General features: G+C 51.3%; 26 protein-coding genes. 15 read left to right on the forward strand and 11 right to left on the reverse strand.

The genetic code is table 11. From position 1 onward, the window contains the following. The first annotated feature begins 547 nt into the window (after positions 1 to 547). The 9 genes from BN1969_RS10420 (at position 548) to BN1969_RS17980 (ending at position 5457) form a co-directional block, all read left to right on the forward strand. Positions 548 to 1726 (forward strand): hypothetical protein, encoded by a 1179-nt coding sequence (locus BN1969_RS10420; RefSeq protein WP_147577061.1) that lies wholly within the window; start codon positions 548 to 550, stop codon positions 1724 to 1726. Positions 1727 to 1836: 110 nt separating this feature from the next. Beyond that, positions 1837 to 2256 (forward strand): hypothetical protein, encoded by a 420-nt coding sequence (locus BN1969_RS10425; RefSeq protein WP_050624240.1) that lies wholly within the window; start codon positions 1837 to 1839, stop codon positions 2254 to 2256. 70 nt (positions 2257 to 2326) lie between these two features. Next, the gene (locus BN1969_RS10430; protein ID WP_050624241.1) at positions 2327 to 2851 is read left to right on the forward strand and encodes a hypothetical protein; all 525 of its coding nucleotides are present in this window, start codon (positions 2327 to 2329) and stop codon (positions 2849 to 2851) included. A 78-nt stretch (positions 2852 to 2929) separates the two neighbouring features. Continuing rightward, positions 2930 to 3469, forward strand: coding sequence for a hypothetical protein (locus tag BN1969_RS10435; protein WP_050624242.1), 540 nt, complete (start codon positions 2930 to 2932; stop codon positions 3467 to 3469). Positions 3470 to 3598: 129 nt separating this feature from the next. Next, entirely contained in the window at positions 3599 to 3826 is a 228-nt protein-coding gene (locus tag BN1969_RS17975) for a DUF3450 domain-containing protein (RefSeq protein WP_147577063.1), read from the forward strand. Then, the gene (locus tag BN1969_RS10440) at positions 3823 to 4341 is read left to right on the forward strand and encodes a hypothetical protein (protein WP_050624243.1); all 519 of its coding nucleotides are present in this window, start codon (positions 3823 to 3825) and stop codon (positions 4339 to 4341) included. Before BN1969_RS17975 ends, BN1969_RS10440 begins: the two co-directional genes overlap by 4 nt. 31 nt (positions 4342 to 4372) lie before the next feature. Continuing rightward, complete coding sequence (locus BN1969_RS10445) at positions 4373 to 5038, forward strand: hypothetical protein (RefSeq protein ID WP_050624244.1); 666 nt, start codon at positions 4373 to 4375, stop codon at positions 5036 to 5038. Positions 5039 to 5089: 51 nt separating this feature from the next. Then, the gene (locus tag BN1969_RS10450; protein WP_050624245.1) at positions 5090 to 5281 is read left to right on the forward strand and encodes a hypothetical protein; all 192 of its coding nucleotides are present in this window, start codon (positions 5090 to 5092) and stop codon (positions 5279 to 5281) included. Beyond that, the gene (locus BN1969_RS17980) at positions 5281 to 5457 is read left to right on the forward strand and encodes a hypothetical protein (RefSeq protein ID WP_154669733.1); all 177 of its coding nucleotides are present in this window, start codon (positions 5281 to 5283) and stop codon (positions 5455 to 5457) included. The genes BN1969_RS10450 and BN1969_RS17980 overlap by 1 nt, the downstream gene beginning before the upstream one ends. 142 nt (positions 5458 to 5599) lie before the next feature. Here BN1969_RS17980 and BN1969_RS10455 read toward each other — a convergent pair whose 3' ends face one another. Together BN1969_RS10455 and BN1969_RS10460 are read right to left on the reverse strand one after the other, a co-directional pair. Beyond that, a complete protein-coding gene (locus BN1969_RS10455) occupies positions 5600 to 6451 on the reverse strand; it encodes an arginase family protein (RefSeq protein WP_050624246.1) in 852 nt (283 codons plus the stop codon). Between the two features lie 399 nt (positions 6452 to 6850). Beyond that, a complete protein-coding gene (locus BN1969_RS10460; RefSeq protein WP_050624247.1) occupies positions 6851 to 7210 on the reverse strand; it encodes a metal-dependent transcriptional regulator in 360 nt (119 codons plus the stop codon). Positions 7211 to 7452: 242 nt separating this feature from the next. Between BN1969_RS10460 and BN1969_RS10465 the strand changes: the two genes are divergently transcribed. From BN1969_RS10465 to BN1969_RS10485, 5 genes are all read left to right on the forward strand, one after another. Further along, the gene (locus BN1969_RS10465) at positions 7453 to 7665 is read left to right on the forward strand and encodes a FeoA family protein (RefSeq protein WP_050625461.1); all 213 of its coding nucleotides are present in this window, start codon (positions 7453 to 7455) and stop codon (positions 7663 to 7665) included. A 140-nt stretch (positions 7666 to 7805) separates the two neighbouring features. Beyond that, the gene (gene feoB / locus BN1969_RS10470) at positions 7806 to 9809 is read left to right on the forward strand and encodes a ferrous iron transporter B (protein WP_050624248.1); all 2004 of its coding nucleotides are present in this window, start codon (positions 7806 to 7808) and stop codon (positions 9807 to 9809) included. A gap of 281 nt (positions 9810 to 10090) precedes the next feature. Next, on the forward strand, positions 10091 to 10456 hold the full coding sequence (locus BN1969_RS10475; protein ID WP_050624249.1) for a metal-dependent transcriptional regulator: 366 nt from the start codon (positions 10091 to 10093) through the stop codon (positions 10454 to 10456). A 529-nt stretch (positions 10457 to 10985) separates the two neighbouring features. Next, positions 10986 to 11618 carry a GNAT family N-acetyltransferase gene (locus BN1969_RS10480; RefSeq protein ID WP_050624250.1) on the forward strand — a complete coding sequence of 211 codons (633 nt, stop codon included), beginning with the start codon at positions 10986 to 10988 and terminating at the stop codon, positions 11616 to 11618. Between the two features lies 1 nt (position 11619). Continuing rightward, entirely contained in the window at positions 11620 to 12093 is a 474-nt protein-coding gene (locus BN1969_RS10485) for a GNAT family N-acetyltransferase (protein WP_050624251.1), read from the forward strand. 611 nt (positions 12094 to 12704) lie between these two features. Here BN1969_RS10485 and BN1969_RS10490 read toward each other — a convergent pair. From BN1969_RS10490 to BN1969_RS18625, 9 genes are all read right to left on the reverse strand, one after another. Further along, a complete protein-coding gene (locus tag BN1969_RS10490; RefSeq protein WP_050624252.1) occupies positions 12705 to 13757 on the reverse strand; it encodes a PepSY domain-containing protein in 1053 nt (350 codons plus the stop codon). 330 nt (positions 13758 to 14087) lie between these two features. Further along, complete coding sequence (locus BN1969_RS10495; RefSeq protein WP_050624253.1) at positions 14088 to 15170, reverse strand: hypothetical protein; 1083 nt, start codon at positions 15168 to 15170, stop codon at positions 14088 to 14090. A 21-nt stretch (positions 15171 to 15191) separates the two neighbouring features. Then, positions 15192 to 15920 carry a hypothetical protein gene (locus BN1969_RS10500; protein WP_050624254.1) on the reverse strand — a complete coding sequence of 243 codons (729 nt, stop codon included), beginning with the start codon at positions 15918 to 15920 and terminating at the stop codon, positions 15192 to 15194. A 32-nt stretch (positions 15921 to 15952) separates the two neighbouring features. Then, a complete protein-coding gene (locus BN1969_RS10505) occupies positions 15953 to 17731 on the reverse strand; it encodes an HSP90 family protein (RefSeq protein ID WP_050624255.1) in 1779 nt (592 codons plus the stop codon). Between the two features lie 46 nt (positions 17732 to 17777). Further along, the gene (locus BN1969_RS10510; protein WP_050624256.1) at positions 17778 to 18626 is read right to left on the reverse strand and encodes a hypothetical protein; all 849 of its coding nucleotides are present in this window, start codon (positions 18624 to 18626) and stop codon (positions 17778 to 17780) included. A gap of 295 nt (positions 18627 to 18921) precedes the next feature. Beyond that, positions 18922 to 20070, reverse strand: coding sequence for a hypothetical protein (locus BN1969_RS10515; protein ID WP_242850327.1), 1149 nt, complete (start codon positions 20068 to 20070; stop codon positions 18922 to 18924). A 420-nt stretch (positions 20071 to 20490) separates the two neighbouring features. Continuing rightward, positions 20491 to 21699, reverse strand: coding sequence for a GNAT family N-acetyltransferase (locus BN1969_RS10520; protein ID WP_025543535.1), 1209 nt, complete (start codon positions 21697 to 21699; stop codon positions 20491 to 20493). Between the two features lie 244 nt (positions 21700 to 21943). After that, positions 21944 to 22642 (reverse strand): TVP38/TMEM64 family protein, encoded by a 699-nt coding sequence (locus BN1969_RS10525; protein WP_336454707.1) that lies wholly within the window; start codon positions 22640 to 22642, stop codon positions 21944 to 21946. Positions 22643 to 22708: 66 nt separating this feature from the next. Further along, on the reverse strand, positions 22709 to 23731 hold the full coding sequence (locus tag BN1969_RS18625) for a GNAT family N-acetyltransferase (RefSeq protein ID WP_242850399.1): 1023 nt from the start codon (positions 23729 to 23731) through the stop codon (positions 22709 to 22711). A gap of 240 nt (positions 23732 to 23971) precedes the next feature. On the opposite strand from BN1969_RS18625, the gene BN1969_RS10535 reads away from it, so the two are divergent. Further along, positions 23972 to 25852 carry a recombinase family protein gene (locus BN1969_RS10535; protein WP_050617384.1) on the forward strand — a complete coding sequence of 627 codons (1881 nt, stop codon included), beginning with the start codon at positions 23972 to 23974 and terminating at the stop codon, positions 25850 to 25852. Positions 25853 to 25864: the final 12 nt, after the last annotated feature.

The raw sequence follows: 25864 nt of genomic DNA on the forward strand, positions 1-25864 counted from the left end.
ATAACAGAGGTGTCTTGCAGCGACTCTCGGACCAGTCGATATTTAACCTCTCTAAAATCCCATCTATTCGATCAAAGCAACAATACTATAGTGTAAAGAGGGGAGCAACCAATTTCTTAATAGAATTGATGAAGTGAACCATTCCTTGGATTTTCTCTTGCAATGCATCGGGAAAATATATATAATAAACTCACATAGTATCTGCTGCTTACCAAACATGTGGTAGCATAGTTTCAGTGTTGCACAGCGTCCGAAGGCCAGAGAGCCCTTGGACGCTGTTTCTTTTTATAAAGATCAAAAACATAATAACCGGGCCACAGAGCACATGGATCGATTCAAGCCGTATCCATGTGCTTTTTATATATCTTTTCTATCCTAAACAGAAATGAGGTGCGAACAATATGAAATTCAAAACCACAATGGCAGCCCTGGATGGCAACCACATGCCTGATTTCTTGGCACTGGAATTTGAGCACCTGCTATGAGCCCCTCTGGGTTACAGCAGATCATACCATTGTTCCAGCGTCCATTGAAGACGGGAGGAACCGTGCAAATTGAACGCAAAACGATGAAGATCAAAAGGGAGGATATTGATAATATGAGTCACATTTCTGTCATCGCAGCCATCGCATTACCTGAGAACCTTGAAGAGGCCGCTAGGTCTATCTCGGATGAGGTGATCAAGCAAGGAATGGTTATGGAACACTGCCTCTACTATTCGCAAGTACAGAACCAACATCTCGACCTAGAAAATATTGTTATCACGGATCAACATCGCTATGAGGGCTTGGCCGAGGCACTATCCGATCAGATTATGGCCCCATATAGTATGATCCCGAACAAACAAACTCCGAAAGAGTTTGAGGATGAAACAGAGACGGCCATACGCGAATATGAGACGAGAAGGGATGACTTTGTGCGGCTTTTGAACGGCCGGATTGTGCCCATATACGACTATGGATTCTCTAAAGACTATGTCGTGAAAGACGGGCGAATCTGCAAACGGAGATTTGGCCCGCTGCAGCAGGAAAAGCGAACGAAAAAGGCCAAGAAGATGCAGTTGCTTCTCGACTGTCCTTTCAAGAAAGTCTATCCCGCATTCGTGGACTATGTCCTGCAATACGTCGGAAACGAATTCCTTAATTGGCGGAGCGGTTACTTTTACAATCCACAGGGCTACTGGAATTCATTTGTGGTCGGAGGGCGATATCGAGATCAGTTCCTGGTTCCCGTCGATTGCCCATTTGCCGTCACAGGCTCTTATGGTGTTTTTGAGAATCAGCACGATGAGCAGACCTACACACCAGAAGGATATCGTTGGGTAGCCGGAGCAAAAAAGAGGGATATCGCATGGGATGTTCTAAAAAAGTACCGTGAGAAAGTGGCAGTTGAGCAGTTTCATCAATATGGGGCATGGTGCGCGCAGGGAGGAGGCCCAGCGGAATGCCAGCTTGTACAAATGGGCGAGGACCCAATCAAAAAGTGGGGCAGGGGATGCTTCCAAGGGTGTGAAACGCTGGAGCAGTTCGGCTCTGATGTGCATTACCTGTGCCAAATGGAGCCCCATGCCTGCGTAGATGAAAATGGTTGGATCAACTACAGCGATGATTGGTCCGACAGTGAGACCGGAGCTTCAGATGAGGAAAACTGGCGCAAGAAAGTTGATCGCTTCATTGATGCGCTCCCGGATGACGCGCTGTTGTTATCGCTGGACTGCCATGCTTGATACGCCCAATATGGCAGGGCCTGCTGTATAGCGGAAGCAATATCGCACGCTCAACTTGCCAGCTGAAAAGATAGAAACAGACAATCAAATTCAATAGGAGTTGACAAAATATGTATCAGTTTCACTTATCCATTGGGGACTGGAGCGGTGATGGTCATGGCCGATCCGAAGATTTCACTGTAGCGTCTAATGCGCCGGTGGAAATAGTGCGCGAAGCACATTATAAGATCCCAGAAGTTACAGGGATTGATATTGAAGGCATCTGCTCGGAATACGAAGAAGATGAGATTGACCCAGAAACGGTCCAAACTCTAAAAGATATGGGATTTCAGTTTGAAAACAGTTCCGGGATGGGAGAAGGCATTGTCAATGTGCCAGAGATGGCCCGAATGTGGATTTTTCTTTTGCAGAAGGCCGATCCATCATTGGAACTGGAAATAAAAGATGAAGACATTCCCAATTTGCAATTTTGCGGTGCTGATGATAAGGGCCGACACATCGGTAAAGTGGGGTATGGCCTCTTTTTCTGATAAGAATTTTGGCGACTATCAATGTCCGAAAACTCTTGCGGCCAGAAAACAGATATAAGGGAGAACGGTTATGGAAATTATCACTTCTTTCACCGCATTGAATTTGGAGCCTGACAATTTGCCAAAAGAGGCTTCACAGCTCAGACAGGGGGACTTCCAATCCGTCCTCAAGGCGCTTCAGGATGCTTACTGCAATGCGGCTTCTGATCCTGACGCATATTTGTACGAGACGGTTGCGCCAGAAAACATTATTTTTGGATTGTATGAACCAGAGAAAGTTTTGGATCGTTTGGATGCATGGAACCGCGAAATCAGAGTCGAATTTTTGCGGGCGATCAAAAACATGTGTCCCGGTATAGGAGCGGGACATCTTCCACCAGAAGATGAACTGCCAATGGATACCGACATGACATACCAACTTGTGTGCGCAACTCGTGAACTGGATGACATGTGGTATGATTTTGCCGACCATGCGGTATATGTGGAGAATGAGTTTGGGTACCCATTTTTCAGGACAATAGTGGATGAGCATACCGCGGCATGTATCAAGGCAAATCCAGAGGCATATCTGATTGCGCGGGTTACGCCGAAGTGATCCCCTCTTGTAAAACAGTGTTATCGGATATCTGATACAGAAACATGGAGCAGACAACAAGGAAAGGATGGATTCGTTTTGGAGTTCTTACATTATAAAGCGGGAGATTTCCATCCCGAGTGGAGGACAGGCCAGGAGTATGTTCAAGCGGATTACTTGGATCCATGGTGGCAGATCGTGGTGGGGTATCCGGGCATAACGGAGCAGGAAATTTCTGATATTACCCGCGGTCCGCTGCGGCTTGGTTTTGTCAGGATAAACGACAGTTTGTTCTTTCTCCTCAAAGTCGGAAACAATCCCTGGTTTGACACACCTTACGAACCGCGGTTTAAAATGAACCAGTTGGATTACCAGACAAACATCCCGGAGGGGAAAGGTGCGCCTATGCTCATCTGCGCGGTGGATACTGCAAGTGGGGAACTAAAAGAGATGCGGGTAATCTCACTCGGCCACCTACAGTCTGAACATCTGCATCAACACTGTAGAGAGCTGGATCAAAAGCGGCCGATGAACCCCTCCACCTACAATATGATAGTGGATCGGATTTATCAGCAATATCCAAGCAGTGACTTGATGGCAAGGCTGATCCGGGCAGAAGACATCATCATGATACCCTAAGAGCGGAGAAGACGAACATCATCGCAGATACATTGCGTGGATCGAGTATAACGCTAAAAAGGCAGAAAGCAGCCACCGCAGGTATTGCAGAACAATCATAGATTTCTTATAAAGAAAGGTTTTGCTGATATGAAACAAAGTGTTTATTATCAGGGGCTTTGCGGCAAGAAGTGGGGCATTTGGGATGTGCAGCAGAATCAATGGCGGTTTGATATTTGTGAAGACACGCCTATGTTGGCTACAGCACGCTTGTTCCAAAAAATTGGACCCAACGCCCGCAAAGAACGCCGCTATGAACCCCGTCAATTGCCGGAAAAGAAAGTATCTCAGGTCTCATGTGGAGGAGGGAGTACATGACGCAGCGCGAAAAAGATTTATTTTACGAAGTATTGGAACTTCTACGTAAAGAGGTGCGCACCTCCTCCGATTTCAGGAACAGGGATTGGAAAGATGCTGATGACTACATCTTCAGCGCGCTCCATTTAACGCAAGGGGATATTGCTGAGATTTATTCCGGCCGCAGGGGCTTGGTATACGACAAAAGCGCAATCGAGGGCTTTTATCCTGTCTGTCCATCTTACGCAGAATTACTTCGCTTACATGCGGCATATGCCGTAGGGTCCGTGACACTGGAATGCGAACTTTACAAAAGTGCGTTGAATGACATGCCATGCATTCGCGCTTACTCTATTGATGAGGGCTTGGTGCAACTTGTACTGACATCTGCAGACGCGCCACAGCTGGAGGAATTCTTAGGGGAGCATATTACACTGTTTTACCAGCCGGCAAGGAAGTGGAAGGCTGCCGAGATCAGCATCCTCGGTTCAAAGGCAGATGGATATGTGGTACTATATTCTGCAAAGGAAGAATGATAAATTCACTTAGAAAGAGTGATAAATAACAATGGATTATTATTTTAATTTTAAAGAGAAGGCAGCAAAGTACTCAAATGCGATAGGACTGCTGAAGCAGCATAACATTCCGGAAGCGTGGCCACCAAAGATGGAGGATTCATACTCATGGGAAGATGCATGCCTGGATGAAGGGTCTATGCTGGCTCGGGACGATGTCATACATTTTGCGGGCTATTGCTTTTTATCTAACAACTGGTTGCGGCCTCTCGCGTCTTGGATCGGTACCCGTAAGTGCCTGGAAATTATGGGCGGATATGGAGCACTTTCCAAGGGGCTGCAAAATTTCGGTGTGGATATCCGCTGTACAGATGATTTTAGTTGGTCGGAACAACATAAATGGTGGTATGAACACCCTTGGACCAGCGTTGAACAGATCGGTGCAGTTGAAGCCATCCAAAAATATGGGAAAGAGGTCGAGTTGGTTCTCTGCAGCTGGCCATACACTGACGACGCCTGCTACCATTCTCTGATGTCAATGCGAGAGATAAACCCCACGGCCATGATGATTTATATCGGAGAGGGGGCCGGTGGCTGTACAGCAGATGAGAAATTCTTCGAAACCGCTATTGTTGTACCAGATAGCGAATTCCAAAACGCGGTCAGGGAATATAGATCTGCATATTGCATCCATGACCGCCTGGTGCTGATCAAATAGTTTTTATGTTAGCCGTCCATCTACAAAGAAATCAGTTTTCTAGGAGGAAATATGGAAGTCCCTGATTTACGGGACATGGTGGAAGATGAAGTGGCGCACAAAGATTTTGAAGCACAAGTGGTAGACAAGGCAATTCGCTATATCAGGGATAGTGAAAGATGGATACAGTTGCTTGACTTGGTAGTTGAAGAAACAATCAATGCCAGTCTAAAGGCAGAATTGCGTAGAAGTTGGAGGCAGTAATGGAAAAAAGAACGATTTGGGTGAAGCCCAGTTGTTTTACTCCAGAAATTGAGATGATTATTCCCATCCCGGAGGACCGCGATGCGGAGGAATACATTGATGAATTCTTGGACACAATTTTATGTGAAGATCTAAAGTATAACGTCGAGTGGGATTTTTCAGACGGAATCTCATAAAGGCTTCAGTTGCTTGTCACACGTCAAGCGATTGTGCTTTTATCTATGTGATTTCTTCGATTTAATGCATACCACAAAAGAAACAGAAACACCCGCAGATTTAAAAAATCTGCGGGTGTTTTTTGTGCTTCGGCATCACGTGTTATTCCCTAAACAGAGGGAGATCCGAAAAAACATTGTGTAATTTCTCTTCGTCAAAGGGGAGATATTCCGCGATGGTCAGGCCCACCACATCAGACTGGCTGGTGATAGTGTGCAGCATATGGGAGAGTTGCTCCATTGTCATCTGGCCTCCACTGCTGCCATCCCCAGTCAGAGACGGATTGGCAAAATAGGTGGAGTGGAACAGCCAGGGATCCAGTACGTCAATGTCCAGGTGGACCAGGATATGGTCGAAACGCCGCAGGAAGGATTGAATCTCCTCATCTGAAATAAAGTCCTCTGTCTGCACCTTATAGGCGACCCCGCTCTCGTTCAGAAAACGCTCCTGATAATCGTGGAGGCCCTGGAGTCCGACATATAAGATCTCGTCGGCCCGGAACTTGGGGTGCTTCATCAGCGTGGAGAGTTCTTTGTCACCGTGCCCCATTAGGGACCCCAGCACCATAGCGTGAGCATTGGGGTATCCGTCCGCCGGCGTGGAAACATCCGGATGGGCGTCGATCCAGATGATGCCCACATTGCTGTAGCGCCCGTGCAGATAGTCAAAGGGGGCTTGAGACACGATGCAGTTTCCGCCAATGGTGATAATCTTGTCCGGCTGGGCCGCCTCGATCACCTGTGCCGCCCGGCGGATGCCTTCGGTCACTTCCTCCCGGGCGCGGATACCGTCCTTCACCGTCCTCTCTTTTCCATCGGGCGGTGCGATTTCGACCCGCAATAGAGGCTGATTCTCGTTGGCGGGCAGGATATGGGCCAGCAGGTTGGCACCAAAGTAATAGGTATCCAGACCGCCGCTCAAGTGATCTGGATAGAGCAGGCGAATGGTTTTCATGATTTTCATCTCTCCTTATAGTGTAGGGGTGTAAAAATTTGATTATTGTTCAATTAGATTTATGCGGAAAGAAATGACTGTTAGGACGATGGCCTTTTCTGTGCGGCTCAGATACGCGACTGTGAGATTGGTGGCCAATGGGGCCCAGACTGTACGCAATACACCCATACTAATATAAAGACTTTTCAGATCACAGCAGATATAGGTCCTTTCACTCGTGCTGTAGACACGACTTTCTTTCGACTTACTTTCCAGTACCAGTATAGCGCAAATACTCTGGTGATTCCTCAATATAGAGAGAAGAAAATCGTCCGATGGCTCATCCCAAAGAGGAAGAATTGTTTTTGCGTGATGCTTGATATCACATGGATGAAATTTTGCCCCAAAGTGATTAGAAATTTACATCCAGTATTTTTGTATTGCCGCAAAAGATTTTTCGCTAATAACATGTTCAATTTTACAGGCATCTTCTGTAGCGGTCTTTTCATCCACTCCCAACCTCATGAGTAGTTGAGATAGAACAGTGTGACGAGTGTACATTGTTTTGGCAACTTCCATACCCTTCGCTGTCAAAGAGATTCCACCGGTGTCATCCACAGAAACATAGTCATCCCGTTTCAAAATTGACAGAGCGCGGCTGACACTGGGCTTGGAGTATCCCATCTGCTCGCCTACGTCGATTGCACGCACGTGGCTCTTTTTCTGAGAGAGTATATAGATCGTCTCCAGATACATCTGGCCGGATTCATAAATCGACATAGTGACCTCCATTAGTTCAGTTTTTTCAATTATATCATAAATCGTAGCAGTTTTACAATCATTTTGATTTTCGAGATGGATAAGAGTTGCCATTCAAAAGTGAACAATCTGTAAATATGACTCTTGACAAAAACGATGGTTTGCGATATATTATGTAGCCGGTTAGAAAATGCTAACTTATTTCGTGAGTCGCCGCCAGCTTTTGCTGACTGAAATATAAAATGAGAGAATAGGTGAACGAAATGACTTTGAAAGATGCCGTAGAAGAAAAGGAATACATTGTCCGGCAAATTGACACCGATGACGAGGAGTTGAAAACCTTTCTATTTTCTCTTGGGTGTTATGAGGGGGAACCCATTACAGTGGTTTCTCATTTGAAGGACAGTTGTGTCGTTTCCATCAAGGACGGCCGGTATAACATTGATAACCAGTTGGCAGATGCAATTTTGATTTGATGGATCTGATCTGTGCCGCTGATGCCGACAAAGGGGGGATCAGCGGCACGAAATAGGGGTTTACTATACATAACGGTTAGCGAATAGCAACCGATGTGTGTTGTAATATAGAGAACATCAGAAAGAGGAGGAAGATACCCATGCGCATTGCCTTAACAGGCAACCCGAACTCCGGCAAAACCACCATGTACAACGCTCTTACTGGACGGAATGAAAAGGTGGGCAACTGGGCCGGCGTGACGGTGGAAAAGAAAGAACACCCCATCAAGAAGGCCTACTACAGTGGGACAGAAGAACTCATCGCCGTAGATCTGCCCGGTGCTTATTCCATGTCGCCTTTTACGTCAGAGGAGAGCATCACCAGTTCTTATGTGCGGCATGAGCACCCTGACGCCATCATCAACATTGTGGACGCCACAAACCTCAGCCGCAGCCTGTTTTTCACCACGCAACTGTTGGAACTGGGCATTCCTGTTGTGGTCGCCCTGAACAAGAGCGACATCAACGCAAAAAAGCAGACCACCATTGATGTTGCCGCTCTTTCCGCCAAGCTGGGCTGTCCCGTTGTGGAGACGGTATCTATCTCCTCCGAGGGCCTGAAAGCGGTGGTGGATGCGGCAGTCGCCTTGAACGGCAAGGGGCAGAAAGCCCCTTACACCCAGGGCGATATCGACCTGACCGATAAAAAGGTCGTGGAAGAGGCCGACCGCAAGCGTTTTGCCTTTGTCAACCAGATCGTGTCCAAGGTGGAGAAGCGGAAGGTCCTCACCCGTGAGAAGGGCACCGGGGACGCCATTGACAATATCCTCACCAACAAGCTCCTGGGTATTCCCATCTTTGCGGTGGTAATGTTCCTGGTGTTCCAGATCTCTCAGGTCTGGGTCGGCCCCCTGATTGCGGACACGCTGGTAGCGTGGATCGAGACGTTCCAGGGATATGTGACCGAGCTTCTGGCCGACGCCAACCCCCTGCTGACCGCTCTGCTGGCTGATGGTATTATCGGCGGCGTGGGCGCTGTGGTTGGCTTCCTGCCTCTGGTCATGATCATGTACTTCCTCATCGCCCTACTGGAAGACTGCGGCTATATGTCCCGTGTCTCCGTGGTGCTGGACCCCATTTTCAAGAAAGTGGGTCTTTCCGGCAAATCCGTGATCCCCTTTGTCATCGGCACTGGCTGCGCCATCCCCGGTGTCATGGCCAGCCGTACCATCCGCAACGAGCGCGAACGCCGGGCGACCGCCATGTTGACCCCGTTCATGCCGTGCGGCGCCAAGATCCCCGTCATCGCCCTGTTTGCCGGCGCCTTCTTTGACGACGCGGGCTGGGTGAGTTTCCTCATGTATTTCACCGGCATCATCCTTATTTTCCTGGGCGCTCTGCTGGTAAACAAGATCGCCGGCTACAAGAACCGGAAATCCTTCTTCATCATCGAGCTGCCCGAATACAAAGTGCCTTCCCTGGTGTTTGCCTTCAAGGCCATGTGCGCCCGGGGCTGGGCCTACATCGTGAAGGCTGCCACGATCATCCTGCTGTGCAACACCGCCGTGCAGATCATGCAGACCTTCACCTGGAGCTTCCAGGTGGCCGAGACTGCCGACAGCTCCATCCTTGCCTCCATCGCTGGACCCTTTGCGTACCTGCTGGTCCCCATCGTGGGTGTGCTCAGCTGGCAGCTGGCCGCCGCCGCCGTTACCGGCTTTATTGCCAAGGAGAACGTGGTGGGAACCCTGGCTGTCTGCTTCGTGGGGCTGGAGAACCTGATCGATACCGACGCGCTGGAGATGATGGAGGGCGCAGGCGCCGAGGTGGCGGGCGTTATCGCCATCACCAAGGTGGCTGCTCTGGCTTACCTGATGTTCAACCTGTACACGCCGCCCTGCTTTGCCGCTATTGGCGCCATGAACTCTGAAATGAAGAGCGGAAAATGGCTGTGGGCCGGCATTGGTTTGCAGTTGGGCACCGGCTACACGGTGGGCTACCTGGTTTACCAGATCGGCACGCTGATCACCACCGGCACGCTGGGGGCCGGCTTTTTCCCCGGCCTCATCGCGGTAGTCGTTTTTGCGGCGATCCTTATCTACCTGTGCATGAGAACCCAGAAGGATCTCAAGAGTGAGTATGCGTTAAGTGGGGCGAAGTCCTAATGATTGATTTCATTGTAGTTGCAGTTCTTGTGGTCATTGTTGCAGCTGCTGCTTTCTATGTCTACAAAGCGAAAAAGAGCGGTAAAAAGTGCATTGGATGCCCGGACGGCTGCTCCTGTGGTTCCAAGAAAGATAGTTCCCACTGCAGCTGTGGTAAGGGTCACAACTGATATGTGAAAGAGAAGGTTGCGGCTTTTCTGTTGGAAAGCCGCAACCTTTTTCTACACGTATGCTATGATTCCCGTTGCCTTGTAAAACGCTAGGAAGGACGACGCTGCTCTATGGTCTTGAAAGAGACAATGGAAAACTATGTAAAAGCGATTTATAGCTTGTCGCGCTGGGGGGAGGTCCGTCCTTATCAGCTGGCTGATTATTTATCTGTTTCGCGCCCTACCGTATCCACTACTGTCAGGTCACTTGTCGAAGAGGGATTTGTCTGCGTGGACGATAGGAAAGAAATCCACCTGACCAGAAAAGGGTTAAAAATCGCCAAAGAGATGATGGAAAAACACAACGTCCTGTTCAATCTGCTGGTTAGTCTTGGCGTTGATGAAAACATTGCTTCCAGGGATGCCTGCAAGATGGAGCACGCGATCAGTGCCGAAAGTTTTTTGGCTCTGAAATCACTAACTCGCTTCTCGGACTGAATAGCAGCAGACCAATGAAAGGCCTGATAGTCTTCTTATGCATCATTTCTGGTTACTTCTCCATCTCAGTAAAAACGTAGAATTGGTAATGACAAGAAAGGACTCTGCATTGAGAAGTAGTACACTGACGACTGGATTTAACTCTACACTAACAGCAAGAACAATGGACAGAAAGTTCAGTACCATGGAAAAGGTCATATTGCACTCAACGGTGATCATCATCCGTGAAAAGGATTTCGCTATACTGAATTGAAAATCCATCTTTGTATGATATAACAAAAAATTTTATGTTTTTTATATTAAGGAAAAGGGACAAAAGAAATGATACAAAACAATATCGAATATGGTTGACATTTTTTTGTGCTTATAGTAGACTTGTCATAAATTGGTGATGTGGCGTATCTACATGAACCGAGCAAAATGGGTGAAATCAACTGCTAATGGCGTTACTGCGTACAGTTTCGTTGAAGGGCAGTTGGTGTGTTTCCCTTTTTGTCCGGTTCTTTTTTGGCTTTAAGGAGGTGTTTTAATGGGCCAGATTACTTATCGGCCATATGCGCCGCGAGACTTTAAGGCCCTTTCAGATATTATCAATATCACATGGGGACATGAAAAATCGTACAGTCTTACCACCGCCGTCCGGCTCTCCAACGCTTACCTGCGGCTGTGCCTGACAGAACAAACCTTTGCCCAAGTAGCCTTGTACAATGAAAAACCCATAGGGGTTATTATGGGGAACAGTTTCCGTACCTCTCATAAAACCTTAAAGTATCGGTTACATGCTGGATGGGCTTTATTGATGCTTTCGCTAACAGCGGAGGGGCGCAGAGCGTGGCATTTTTATGAGGAAATCGACCAAATTTATGAAAAGTTGCTATCCAGGCAAACACGAGACTATGAAGGGGAACTAACCTTTCTTGCGATACATCCAGGGTACCGTGGGTTAGGGATCGGCAAGGAACTGTACCGCCGCTTCTCTGGCTATATGAACAGCGAAAACATTCAGCATTTCTATGTGTTCACAGACACCACTTGCAATTATGGTTTTTATGAGGGCCAAAAGATGCTTCTATGTGGAACAGAAGAAGTAACATTGCCGGTCAATGGCAGCCCAGAGCAGTTTCTGTTTTTTATCTACGAAAATTTTACAGGGAGAACTTGATATGAGCACGGAGAATCTCAGGCAGCTACATTTTGAATCCGTCAATGATGAAAACCGAAAGGAGATCGAAAGTCTGTCTCTCTTTTCAGAACAAGTCGGTTTTATTGAGAGTGTAAGCGAGTGCTTACAGGAGGCAGACGAGTTGGATATTTGGCGGCCCGTCGGTATTTATGACGGCGAGATGCTGATTGGGTTTGCCATGTATGGTTATTTCCCGGAACCTGTACCGGGGCAGCTATGGCTGGACCGGCTGCTGATTGATAAAAAATATCAGGGGAGAGGCTATGGCAGGCAGGCGGCTCTTTCCCTGCTTGACAGGCTTCGTTTAGAGTGTCAAAGCGACACCGTGTATCTTAGTGTGTACAAAAACAATCCCCATGCAATCCAGCTTTATCAGCAGATTGGCTTCCACTTTAACGGGGAGCATGACACGAAGGGGGAGCATATTATGGAATACCATTTTCAGAACGTATAAGATAGAAAACGCCTGAAATGGCCTTCTCCTGCTTTCCGACTGTTCGATTGCTTATAATATCTGCATCAATGCCCATATGCGTTCTGTTACATTAGCACTCAAAAGCTCATACCCTTTAGATGTATTTGCAGCGGTCAATGCCAGTCTAACATGTTGTTTTGGAATTGTATAGGGCATCAGTCAATCCAGAACAGCGTCCCACTCATGGTTATCACACAGATGATGGCCGGATTGTCCGTCAGGCATACTGCTGCGGCATTATCTATACCGATTAAAAACACGCAGACACGAAAAGGGGCACCGCTTCGATGCGGTGTCCCTTTTCGTACATTTTGTTTAAGCTCTCGCATATATAGCAGTCAATTCGATTTTAAATGATTTTGAATTCGCCCTATTAACGCGATTACAAATTTTCTCATTTCGAATGTGCAGGGGGCACTGGAAAGTTTAAAATTCTGTCCTTGGCATAGCAAATACAACTCCTATGTAAAGAAAAATAGTGCCCTGCACGTAACTGGTCTTACGTGCAGGGCACCGCTCGTTTGGTTTTATTTTACCATCTCGTTTGATAGATTGCAAGAAGTTAGTGAATCTGATCTGGAGGGTGGCGGTCAGTCCCAGTCGGCATCCCAGTCCAGGATCGCGCCGGTCACAGCGTCGATCTCGAACTCATATTCCATCCAGCCGCTGCGCATCTCGCCCTCGTAAAGTACACGGCCGTCATCCACCTCCAGCTTGAACTCGGTGTAGACTCCCGTGGTACCGGCGGCCTGCTCCACGATCTGCTTCGCTTTCGCCTCGCCGATGTAGTCGCTGGCCTTGCTGGAAACCGTGTACCACTCCACATCAAAGTCAAAGCCCAGGATCGCGCCGCTGGCGGCGTCAATCTTGTAGTCATATTCCTTGTTCCCGGAGAAGAATTCCACGTCGTACACTCTCATGCCGTCGTCATAGTCCAGCTCGACATTGATGAATACCGTGTCCGCCGCGGCCACGCCAGCGTGTTCCAGGGCGATGGACTTGGCCTTCTCCGCGCCAATGTCGGTATTGGCCTGGGCCTGGTAGCCGCCCGCCGCATACCATTCAATATCCTGATCGAAGCTCACGATGTCCCCGGTGGCGGCGTTAATCTCGTAGTCATACTCCTTATTGCCGGAGAAAAACTCCACATCATACACCCGGAGACCGTTCTCATAATCCAGCTTGGCATAGAGGAACACAGTATCCGAGGCGGTCACGCCAGCGTGCTTCAGGGCAATGGACTTGGCTTTTTCGGCCCCGATATCGGCGCTGGACTGGGAAATCGTTCCGGTACCGGTCATATACCACTCAATATCGTAGTCAAAGCCGAGGATAGCGCCGGTGGCGGCGTCGATCTCATAGTCATACTCCTTGTTCCCAATCAGGAACTCCACATCGTACTCCACACGGCCATGGTCGTAGTCCTGCTTGACAAAGATCCAGGACACCTTGGAGGCATCCGCGCCGGCATGACTCAGGGCGATCTCCTTCGCCTTGGCCTCGCCGATATAAGACGCCTGCTGGAGTTGGGGAACCGCCTGATAAGCGGAGGCATTCACTGCCATTGAGGGAACGAGCAGCGTTCCGGTCATGAGCACCATAGCGGTGCAGCCTGCCAGGATCTTGGGAAAGTTCTTTTTCATTGGAAAGTCCTCCTCGTTGTTATTTCAGCAATTTCGGGGGGCTGTTTCTTGCTGTTCATCTATATAACGCACAGACAAAGTGTTTTATTGCATCGTGGGAAAAATTATTTTTGTTTGAAGACCATTCCTATGCAATCCACCTTTACCAACAAGCTGCCTAGAGACGTAACCAATACTGAATGTCCTTTTATATATTTTTGCGCTCGGCTGTGCGTTGAAACAGAAAACCTACTACGGTGAAGATTGGTGTGCCAACCAACGAGGAGGTTAAATATTGCAGAGAAAATCCGTCGTTTAAAGGATTGCCGCCGAGCTTGTCAAAGTGCCGTATCAGGCCCTGCCCAAGTCCGCTGTCAACCAACTGCTGTTGTTGCGCCTGTCAAATTTCTGTGCAATCTCCGACGCCTGCCGGTAGGCCCAGTCAGACAGCTCCTCCGTGCTGTACCTCCCGTCCTCCCGCCAGAGGGGGAATTGGTTCGGAAGACTCATCTTGACCCGCTCCCGCTTTTGTGCCAGAGTCCGGAAGCATACCCACGCCCCTTTGAGAAAGTCATAGACCAGCTTCTGATCCCACATTCCCAGGGCCCATTCCAGTCGGCGGGAAAAGAGGGAAACCGCCCGGTCGGAGTTGGTCATTCCCCAGCAGCGCAGGACAGGGCCTAAAAAGCACAGGTCCGTCCGGTTGCGGTTGCCCTTTTTATAGAGCTTTTCTGCAAGCGAGGCAGCCGTCTCCAAATCGCCGTTGTCCAGGGCAGCGTTGAGATAAGCGGCCCACATCCGCTGGAAGGAGCTTTCGCACGGGTGGATGCGAAAGGTTTCCAGGGGTGTGGCATACCGTCTGGCGTCCTCCAGCCTGCCCAGGCGCACATATGATACAACGGCTTTGGAGTATTCACAGGCCATGCAGTCGCCATAGGAGTCGTCTATCGGGGTCTGCCAGACACGTTCCATGTACTCCAACGCACGGTTCGAATCGGCATACTCCCAGCGGTTGTACATCTGCCAAAGATAAGTGCGCCAGCCCATGCCAAAACGCTTGGTGAGCTTATGATAGTGTTCCAGCGCCTCCTCATATTGGGGCATCGGGATCTGCGGCAGGTCCTGCATCACGTCTACCCCCATCTGGGTGATCATCAGGTATGCCTGCACCATCGCGTCGTTCGTCCGGATCTCAGCAGGCGCGCTCTCAAAGATGGGGCCGAACTCCGCCGCCACGGGAATACACTTGGGCGGATCGTCCTGAAAATACAACTCAGCGGCATACTCGAAGCGAAATCCAAGCTGCCAATAGGTATCCTGGGCGGCGTCCGCCAGCCGGACGGCCTCCTGATACGCCTCTATCCGCACTTTGCCCCGGGGGAGCCGTGTTATCGCCAAAGCCAGCTGATCGCCGTCAAATCCGTTTTCAACCATACTCTGCACCTCCCGTCCTCTCTACTTCTCCGGGGCCTGTATCCTCATGCCGCTCTCTTCCAGCATCTTCGCGGCGGCGTCCCTCAGCTCCTCCTGGAAGAAGCCCATCGCTGTATCAGGCAAGCCCTCCCCATCAAGCCCGCGCTCAAAGCGGTCCTTCCGGTAAAAGCCGATGGAATAGAGGGTGAAATGATGATAGGTTTTCGTCTTGGCCCCGCGGGTGACAGCCGTTTTTCGTTCAGAGCCCAGCCGAATCTCCGCAATGTCGCTCCGCCGGACCAGAACAGCATAGGGAGCGCTCCCCTCCTGGAACACATAATTATGTGTAATGAGCAATCTGGCCGGGGTGCCTTTCACATTCGGCCCCCACATCTCATAGGACATCACCTGCTCCTCATGCTCCAGGGCGTCCAGCATTTCCTGCCCCAACTGCTCCTGTTCCATCTCTCCGATACCGGCCTCCTGGACACACTGCTCAATTTTTCGGATGTACCGCTTGGGGCGGAGGCTGACAAACAAAATGGCGAGATAAAAGGTGCACACCACACCCCCCAAAACCAGGCCCCCGGCCACGCCCGTAAGGAGACCATCTATACCATCCCCCAAAACTGCGAGGCCGCCGAACAGGAGCGCGGACAGCGCCAGCGTCAGCGGCGTGATCTTCAAAAGGCTGTTTTTGCGCGTCCGGCGGCAATAGGACCCAATCCACTCCGCCTCTGTACTCAACCATTTCTGATACATAGATTCCATGGTTCTTTCCCTCCTTCTTTGCAAGAGGGGGATCAAATTGAGCCCCCTGTATCTTCTGTCCCGGCGACGCGCTCCAGCAGGGCCAGCAACGCCTGATTCATTGTGTGCAGTTCCCTGCCCTGGAGGGGGTGCCCCCCGGCCAGCAGAGCCTGAACATAGAGGATCTTGACCGTCTGCTCCAGAAGAGGGCGGTCCTGAACGCCCATCAGCCGGCGGACCAGGGCGCTGTTGGCGTTCAGGTAGAGGTTGCTGAGAGGCGTTTCCTCAATCCCCGCCAGCATGGAGGCCAGCGCGTCCGAGAAAATGCCGGAGGTGTGCTCCTGGGCGGACTGGATCTGGCGCAGAAACTGGACCTGGTCGCTCATGGCGTACAGGGCAGGCAGATCCGCGGGGAGGAAGCGGCAGAGCTGAGCCTGGCAATCGTGGGTGCGCAGGGCGTTGTCAGCCGCCTGGAGCAATAGGGAGGCCCGCCGCAGCTCGGCGGGGGAAACATCCTCCAATACCTCTGCCATATGGTCCTCGCTTAGTGGGCGGATGGGGAGGCCGAACCGCTCGGCCAGCGCCTCGACCAGCTCCTGGTCGCTGACATAGCCGGTACAGACCAGTAATCTCCCCTGGGCAAGGAAGAGGGAGCGGAGCTGTTTGAACCTCGGCACAGAATTGACCCAGAACGCCTCCCCGGACTGCTTCAGCGCCGCGCCCGTCATGGTCCCCTCGCTGGTTTCAAAGGGCAGGTAGTCGATGAAAATGCGGAACAGCTCCTCGTCCCAGACCGCCATAGCCTTGATTGCCTGTACATGGACCCGCACGAGATTCCGCAGGCGCTCGGCGTCCACCTGGGAGAGCCGGGACAGATAGTCGCGGATCGCCTGGGCAAATTCTCTCCGCGCCTGCTCCAGCTCCCCGTCCTCATAGAAATCCTCCCGGGAGGCGGTGGGGCGCAGGCCGCGGGTGTTGAGGAAGCACCGGAGAAAGAAGGCCCAGGGCGGCAGGAGGGTATCACCCCGCTCGGTGAGGAGCATCTGCTTGAGATAGATGCGGTGTCCGCTTTTCACAGACGGATCGGTCGGGTAAGACAGCACATAGGCCACGCCGCTGATATGGGGCATCTGGATGGGGATGGCGTCTAAAAATTCCTCGTGGAACAGCCACTCTCCAAAGGCCAGGAGCTGGCCGTGGCTGATGCCGGCAAAGTCGGCGGGGATGCGGTTGAGCCGCTCCGGGTCGCCGTCCAGATAGACAGGCACCGGCAGGGCCAGGCCGTAATAGCGCACCAATTCCCCGACCTTCTCCGGCTGGAAGTAATGCACCATGCCGGTCTTGGCTGTAAGGATCACCGCCGTCCCCACGGGGCAGTCCTCCAGCGGCTCCAGGGTGTAGGTGCCGTCAGGCCGCCCGGTCCAGATGTGAGCGGGGCCTCCGGCGGCGGGCCGGGTGTGGACCACGATGGAGTCCGATACCATGAAGCAGGAGAGCAAGCCGATGCCGAACCGGCCGATGTAGTCCTCGGGGATCTTGCCGTTGACCAGCTCCGTCTTGGAGGACTGACCGATGACCGCCAGGAAACGGTGGATGCCCTCCTCGCTCAGGCCCGCACCGTTGTCCCGGAAGATCAGCCGGTGGCCTGGGTCCACCTGGATGGTCAGCTTGCCGCCGTTCCAGCCCGGCTGTTCCTTCTGGCGCAGGGTGACGGCGTCCACGCCGTTTTGCAGCAGCTCCCGCAAAAACACGTCCGGACTTTTATAGAGGTGGTTGGACAGCACATCCAGCATCCCGCCCAGGTTCACTTGAAAATGGTAAATATCGCCCATAGTCTATCTTCCTCGCTGAACTGATTTGATTAGTATATTGGTGAATTTATTTGATTACGGGAATAGACAAATTCTCTTGATACGCAGATTCTTTTCTGAGGTCTCCAAAGTCCAGGCTCTTGATTACCGCGAGACTTCGCTGACGGTGAGCTTCCTGGTCGCTCAGCGCAGGGACAGCCTCTTCCGTGAGCCCCAACCTATTTCCGAAAGACCATACACGCCGTTCTGCTTGTAAGGATGTAGAGCCTTCATACGGAAAGAATGAGATTGAAATCGCACGGTAGGTTTCTCCGTACTGCTTTTGCCAACTCAGGCCAAACCCACCGTATGCCCCGTTCTGATCCAAATAAAAGGAAAGCTGAACAAACCGCACGGACTGTCCGTCCAGTACCGCTTCATCGTATTCCGCAGTGAGTAGATATTGATTGCCGGAGGCCATCGGAATGTACTTATAAGTCAATTCCGCATCGTCCCGTCCCAGCATCTGTTGTGCAAACGCCCACTGCTGCAACGCATACTCCTCCATATTAAATTCATCCCATGACATATCGCGGTAAGTCAAATTTTTATCTTTATCGCAATACAGCCACCCTTCATACCAGAGGTATTCTGCATCATACCCCTGGTAAGACACGACATTGTACTCGTCTGTTTTATAGATTTGGTACTCCCTAAAATCATCATCCAATGCTCCACTGACAGAGACTGTGTAGCCTCCCATATTCTCGAATTCTGCCTGTGCCATGCTTTCTGAAACAGTTTCATACGCAGACGCCGCTTCTGCGGCCGAAAAGGTTTCTTCTCCAAAAGCTCCTTGCCCTGGCATTGAAACACAGCCGGCAAGGCAAAAAACTGCGCCCATAATCAATATCAATTTACGCTTTTTAGCAACCATACTTCGTCCTCGCATTTAAAACCCTTTTGGGCACAGGCGGCCCATTCTGTTGCAAAGTTGGCAGCCCCCATACTCAGGGCTGAGCCGTTGTCCCGGAAGATCAGTGGTAAGTATCACCCACAATCCATCTTCCTCACCGAATTGATTTGGTCATGTTGACGCTATTATAGCACAGGGAATCCCTGGATGGAAGAACTCCGGCATCAAGAAACCCGCTGCACTTTGATGTGCAACGGGTTTTTAAACTGTATATACTTTAACCTGACGATCAGAGTGCGGGTCCCTCAGCCACGTTCTATCTTCCAGATATGGAACGTTTGGCCTCATTTGACGGAATCAACTCCAAGGTCATGTCCTCAAACTGCTTTTCGTGGAAAATTATCCGCCATTCCACATCCTCCACCGGAGCGAAGCGCAAGGAAGAACAGGCCGCCCGGAGCTTTCCCTGTTTCTCTCCAGCCAAAGTGGATGCCGGGCCATCCACACCGCCGATAAACCCGATCACCACTGCGGACGAGGAAACCTTCGGCTGATCCGGGGCGCAGGGGGCTTGCCTTGGCCGATCTCCGTCGTCGCAGTCTGCAAGGCTCATGACGCCATCCGGAAGTTCCGGCGCAACAGTATAGCTCATGGCGACATAGTACTCCGGGTACTCCGTCCCTGCCTCCACTATACTGCTCATGTCCGCCGTCCGCGCCACATATTCCTGTACCGTCAATATGTACTCCTGGCCGCAGTAGGGAAATGTAAAGGTGTCTCCGGGGCGGGAAACCATGAAATGCGGGCCTGGAATCGAGACGTTTTCCTGGATCATGGACACCGCAAGCGTGCGGAGTTTCGACGGCCGCTTCGTTGCCCAGGGGTAACTGTAGCGCCAGATCATCCACCCGAAGTTCGTGTCCAATCCATAGTGCTCCAGAACCAGTTTGCTTTCATAATCGACGGCTTCCGGAGGCAGGCAGGGGTTATAGCCGGTTCCACATCCGCAACGCTGGCTTAGTTTCCTTCCGTTCAACCACAATACAGAGTCAAAGTCCATCTGCATCGGATCATCCAGCTCCAACCGCATCCGTTCATCCTCTGAAGACTCCCGGGATGCCTCATTTTCAAAGCTCAGGTCCCATTTCTCCATAAATACCAGGATGTCGGACGGCTCAACCCTCATGCAGAAATCAACCACAAGTCCCTTTCCGCAGATATAAGCAGAGGGGATCAGCCAGTGATGGCCGGCCCATTCAAATTCTGTTTGGACAACCAGTTCTTTTCCAGGACGGGTTCTATTACAGCACTCCCAAAAGCTGCCTTCAAAATAGACGTTCCACTCCGGTGTCTGCTGCGGAGCGTCCGGGTTCATATCCAGATCGTAGAACTCCTCTGTATATTTGATTTGACTGTAATCGAAGGAATCTTGCAGCTCCCGGAGATACTGCCAGGGATTTTCCATGGGGCTGAGCCCCATCTGCTCCGTGATTTGCGCCAGCACCGCCCTCTGTTCTTTCGTGGCCGGATTTTCACGCAGGAATGTCTCGAACTGCTCCCGATCCCACTGCCACGCCTGCTCCAGAGCCGCGCTGTCTTCGCAGGCCAGGAGCAGCCGCAGGAAATCCAAGAAATCTGACGCCAGAGGGTGCACATAATGAGGAGCCGGATTCATGGGACTGACCGCGAAAACCATTTCGCCAAATCCCTGGACAAAGCAGTAATGGATGCCGTCCACTCCGGCCCCGCCTATGATTCTGGCCCCCCTGGGCGTACAGAAATAGGCAATGTCATCCGCCCATTTCTCAATCCCCAGCGGCGCAAGGTCAATTCCTTTCTTCAAAAAAGCTCGATATGTGTGCCGCAACGATATCCCCCCTTTTGTTTAGAAATAGTCGGATATATAGGGCGGCTGCTGTTCAATCGCGTCCTCCAGCATATCAATCGTCTCCCCGCCGGCGTGGATTCTCCCGATTTTGGCGAGGTAGTCCGGGCGCTTATAGCCCATCAGCATGGTCGTCATGGTCTGGATGCTGATGCTGTCGGCGCACGGCTCGGAGATCTTTACAGCCGTCCCCCTGCCGTCCTTTGATATCTTCAGCAGGAACGAGCCTTGGTTGCACTCCATGATCGGGTCCGTCATGGAGAAGCGCCACTCCCGCTCCGTACCGTCCGCCTTGAAGGGATAGTCCGCGACGAACGCGGGGAAATCCACAATCCTCGCCATATAGTAGGGGGAGATGGACTCCTTGATGCTGGCGTCCTCCAGCAGGAAGGCCAGCGGCTCGTCTGTATAGGTGCTGCCCTCCACCCGGTCGATCATGGAGAAGTGGGCGGAAACAAAGTTCCACAGCCCCGTGCGGGCCTCCTCATGGTTGAAGATCATGTCCTTGATATAGAAGACTTCATTTTCGATCCAGTAGATGATATACCCGTCCGGCTCCTCATTCTCGTTATAGTAGATTGCCGCCATGATATCGTCCCGGTCCCAGAGCCAGTATTCGTTCCAGGCCAGCTCATCCCGGAGGATGGCTCCGTGGGTATGCTCGGCAAAGCGGGCGTAGGTCTCCTTCAGTTCCTCGCCGTCCGCCTTCACCCGGCGCACGCTGCCGGCGACCTGGTGGTTTTTCGGAAGCTGATAGTCCTTGATCTCATACGAAATCTTGTCCGAAATCAGTTCCCAGCCCTTTCGCCGGTAATAGGGGATCGAATAGGGGTAGAGATAGCAGATATACTGCTTTTTCTCCCTCATGTTTTTCAGGGCCTGCTCCAGCAGCTTGTGCATCAGGCCCATATTGGAGTATTCCGGGTAGGTCCCCACTCCCGTCAGGCCGCCCATGGAATAAGTCTTCCCAAAAACCTTGACGCGCATCGGATAGACCGCCACCTGGGAAACCAGGGTGTCGCCGTCAAACCAGCCGATCACGTCCGCTTTCTGCATGGTTGGAAATTTCGCCCGGATGATCTCCTTCTCCTGCCAGCCCACGGAACTGAGTTCCTGATCCGTCACCTGGAATACATAGCGCAGCAGGGCGTTATATTGTTCCAGATATTCATTGCCTACCGGCCGCATTTTCAAATCTTTTTTATTCATCAAGAATCACCAAATTCTCCGTTTCATACAAAATATATCCATCGTTATAGTATAGGGGAAGTTCAAATAAAAGGCAAGCCGCCCCGCGGCCCAACACAATCCCAGTTGTCTCAAAGCAGGATTACGCCCCAACAAGACAGCGCCGCCAGAAATCCGGAAGCGGCCGCCTTGTTGGGGCTGTCCACAGTCGCTATTCTCATTGAGCCAAAGGGACCGGACCCTCTGCCACAATCAGCAGGCCGCATCATTGCCTTTCCGCCGGGATAGGCGCTTCAGGATGGCCGCTTCGATCTGATCCCCATATTTCATCCCCAGAAGAAACAGGACTAACCCCGCTACACCGATCAAAACCATCGCCCACGGAGAGACATGAAAGGCGGCGCCGCCCAGGGCGCTGGCAAAGAGCAGTCCCCAGGGGCGGGCAAGCAGGACGATCACCGCAAAGCGGCGGAATGAGAGCGAGGACAGGCCGGCCAGGATGCACAGAAGATCGTCTGGAAAAAAAGGGGAAAAGGAACGCCAGAGTGAGGAACACCGGAGCCTTGGTCTGGAGGATCTGCTGATATTTTTCAGACAGCCTCCGGCTGACAAAACGCCCGGCAAAGTCCCGGCCCAGCACCCGGGCCAACCAGAACAACAGCAGAGAACCGGCGACTACTGCGGCGAAGGTGAGGAAAAAGGAAGGCCATGTTCCAAAGAGAACACCGCCCGCGGCAGCGGTAATATTGCTGGGGATCGGAGCCAGCACGACAGAGAGAAATTGGAGCAGGAAAAAACACAGGTGGGAGTATGGCGCAAAGTCGTCAATGTAGGCCCGCAGGGATTCCTGAGAGGACGCCGCCTGGAAAAAGCCGGTGGAGTATAGGAACCATCCACCTCCGACAATCAGAAGCCCCGCTGCGGTCAGGAACAGGATGCGCTGTCTGGATTTCGTAAAAGACACCTCTTTATCGTTGAGCCGTGGGAATTATTTTATCATACGCAAAGGGGAGAAACGACAGAAACTGTCTTAACATTTTATGAACGAATCGTAAATAAACATGGTCAGGGTCCCGGATTTCCCCTTTGCCGCAAAGGTGTGGACGCGCTCCCCGCGGCGCTCCATGCCCCGGCGCTCATAAAACGGGTAATTGCAGGTGGTGTCTGTGAACAGGAAGAAATTGCGGATCCTCTGGGTCCTCATGTAATCCTGCGCGGCATCAAACAGCTTCTTCCCCAGGCCGATGCCCCGGTATCTGGAATTAACTGCAAAGAACGCGATCTCCCCCTGGTACTCGGTCTGGGTGTCCTGGAGGAGCTGCCGGTCGATTTCTTCCACGCCGGAAAAGAACCTGGTGACCATACGCCCCTCTTTGGACAGGAACAGCGACGCCACGGAGAGGAGCATCCGCAGTCTGAGGCGGAACGGGCATCTCTTCTCCCTGCGGTCTTTGACCATGATGATCCCTACCGGGACTTCATCCATCAGCGCGACCTGGGTAAAGGTCTGGTTGGTGAGGCAGCTGTCCAGATAGGCCCGCGCCAGCTTCTGCGCCGTCTTGGGGGAGGCAAACTTGTCATACTGCCATGTCTCCCGGATGATCTCGATCAAAGCCGGGCGGTCTGATGTCTGGTATTCTCTCAATACGATCTGTCCATCCATTTTGTTTTCTCCGTTTCTTCTTTCCAAAATTGTCTGCGGGATCTCCTGATACCGCTTCAACACATAGTCCCGCTTTTTCGTGAACCACCGGTATTCTGTAATCAAGGCTCCGACCACGAACAGCGCGCCCGCGATCAAAAGGCTGTGCTGGAAGCCCGCCCATTTCAGGACGCAATAACTGACGCCGGACGAGAACAGCGCGGCGGCCAGATAAATACCAATCGCATACTGCTCCACCTTTTTCGGCGGCAGGGTGAGAAAGAAATCGTCCCACCTTTCGGTATTGCCCCCGAACTGCTTCCCTTTCAGCCAAAAGAGCAGGAAAACCAGGCCCAGGCCGCTCCACAGGCACAGAAGCCATTTTCCCGCGATTACGGCCGGCAGAATCACCAGCTTCAAAATACTCCCCCCTGGAATCAATAGCAGTAGCGCCGCCAGTATTTCACGGCGGACAAATCGCGGGTTCCAATCAGGTTCGAGACGAACAGCCCGTCTACCATCGTATAGAAGGACATGAATACGCTCATGGCGATGGTGGGTGATATATGCTCTAAGTGACTTCTTAATCATGATTTTGTCATGGTTAGTGAAGCAATTACTTAGAGCATTTTTGTATCAGGAGGTACAGCCATGAGAAATGAAAAAATTACCCCACTGTACGAGCGCCTGAGCCGGGACGATGAGTTACAGGGCGAGAGCAATTCCATATCCAACCAAAAGCAGATGTTAGAGGATTTTGCCCGCCGGAATGGGCTGCCCAACCCTACGCACTTTACCGATGATGGTATCTCAGGCACCCGTTTTGACCGCCCCGGATTTTTGGCGATGATGGAGGAAGTGGAGGCAGGGCGTGTAGAGGCAATCGTCATCAAGGACATGAGCCGGTTAGGGCGTGACTATCTGAAAGTCGGCCAGGTCATGGAGATTTTGCGGCAGCGCGGCGTACGGTTAATTGCCATCAACGATGGCGTGGACAGTCTGAAAGGCGACGATGATTTTACGCCCTTCCGCAATATCATGAATGAGTTTTACGCCCGCGACACCAGCCGGAAAATCCGATCTGTGTTTAAGTCAAAAGGCATGAGCGGTAAGCACCTGACAGGCACCGTGATTTACGGCTACTTGTGGGATGAAAAGCGGGAACATTGGCTGGTAGATGAGGAAGCCACCGAAGTGGTACGCCGTATCTTTTCCCTCACGCTGGAGGGATATGGGCCTTATCAGATCGCTTGCAAGTTGTCCGCAGACCGGATTGAAATTCCTGTCGTACACCTTGCCCGATTCAACGAAGGTGTGAACCGTTCAAAGCCGGTCAAAGACCCCTATGGATGGGGATCATCTACCATCGTGAACATTTTGAAAAAACGAGAGTATTTAGGGCATACCATCAATTTCAAGACCCGCAAGCACTTTAAGGACAAGAAAAGCCACTATGTTTCTGAGGATGAATGGACGATCTTTGAGAATACCCATGAAGCCATTATCGACCAGCAGACCTTTGATTTGGCGCAGAAAATCCGCAGCAATGTACGGCGTTATCCAAACGGCTGGGGCGAAGCGGCTCCCCTCACAGGTTTGCTCTATTGTGCCGATTGTGGCGGCAAGATGTATGTCCACCGCATCAACAATGGCAGGCGGATTTCTCAATATACCTGTTCCAATTATACCAAAGTTCCGTGTGGGACACTATGCCCTACACAACACCGTATCAATGAGAGTGCTGTTCTGACATTGGTTTCTGACACGCTCCGGGCTATCGCTGAATATTCCAGAAATGACCGGACGGAATTTATTCACACCGTTCAGGAAACGCAGGTTGCTCAACAGAGTGCCGATATATCGAAAAAGCGCAGGCGTCTGGCTGCTGCTCAAAAGAGAACCGGAGAACTGGAAAAACTGATTTGCAAAATCTATGAGGACAATGCCCTCGGCAAGCTGTCGGATGCACGATATAGGGCGCTTGATGCACAGTATGCCAAAGAGCAGGACGCACTTGAGATTGAAATTGCGGAGCTGGAAAAGGCTGTTACCGGCTATGAGCAGAGCCAGAAATCCGCAGAGAAATTTATAGCCCTGATTGATAAGTATGAGAATTTTGACACGCTGACAAACACCATGCTCAACGAGTTTGTAGAGAAAATCCTTGTCCACGAACGCGCCCGAAAAGGCAGCCAGGACACCACGCAGGAAATTGAAATCTACTTCAATTTTTTAGGACGCTATATCCCACCATCCTTACAGCCGGTTCCTTTAACCCCGGAGGAACAGGAAGAACTGCAGAAAAAAGAAGAACGCAAGGACAGGCTTCATCAGAATTATTTGAAGCGGAAAGCCAGCGGCGCACAGAAACAGTATGAGGACAAAATCAAGGCGAAGAAAAAAGCGGAAATGGACGCTAAGAAAGCCCTGATCCGGGCTGAGGATATGAAAAAAGGCGTTTTTTCTACTGTCGGACAGCTGCCGAAAGAAGAACCACGCAAAGGCAGCATAGCAGCCAGCGCAGCAGTCTAATCATCACGAAGC

The sequence above is a fragment of the Clostridium phoceensis genome, assembly GCF_001244495.1.
GTDB lineage: Bacteria > Bacillota > Clostridia > Oscillospirales > Oscillospiraceae > Lawsonibacter > Lawsonibacter asaccharolyticus.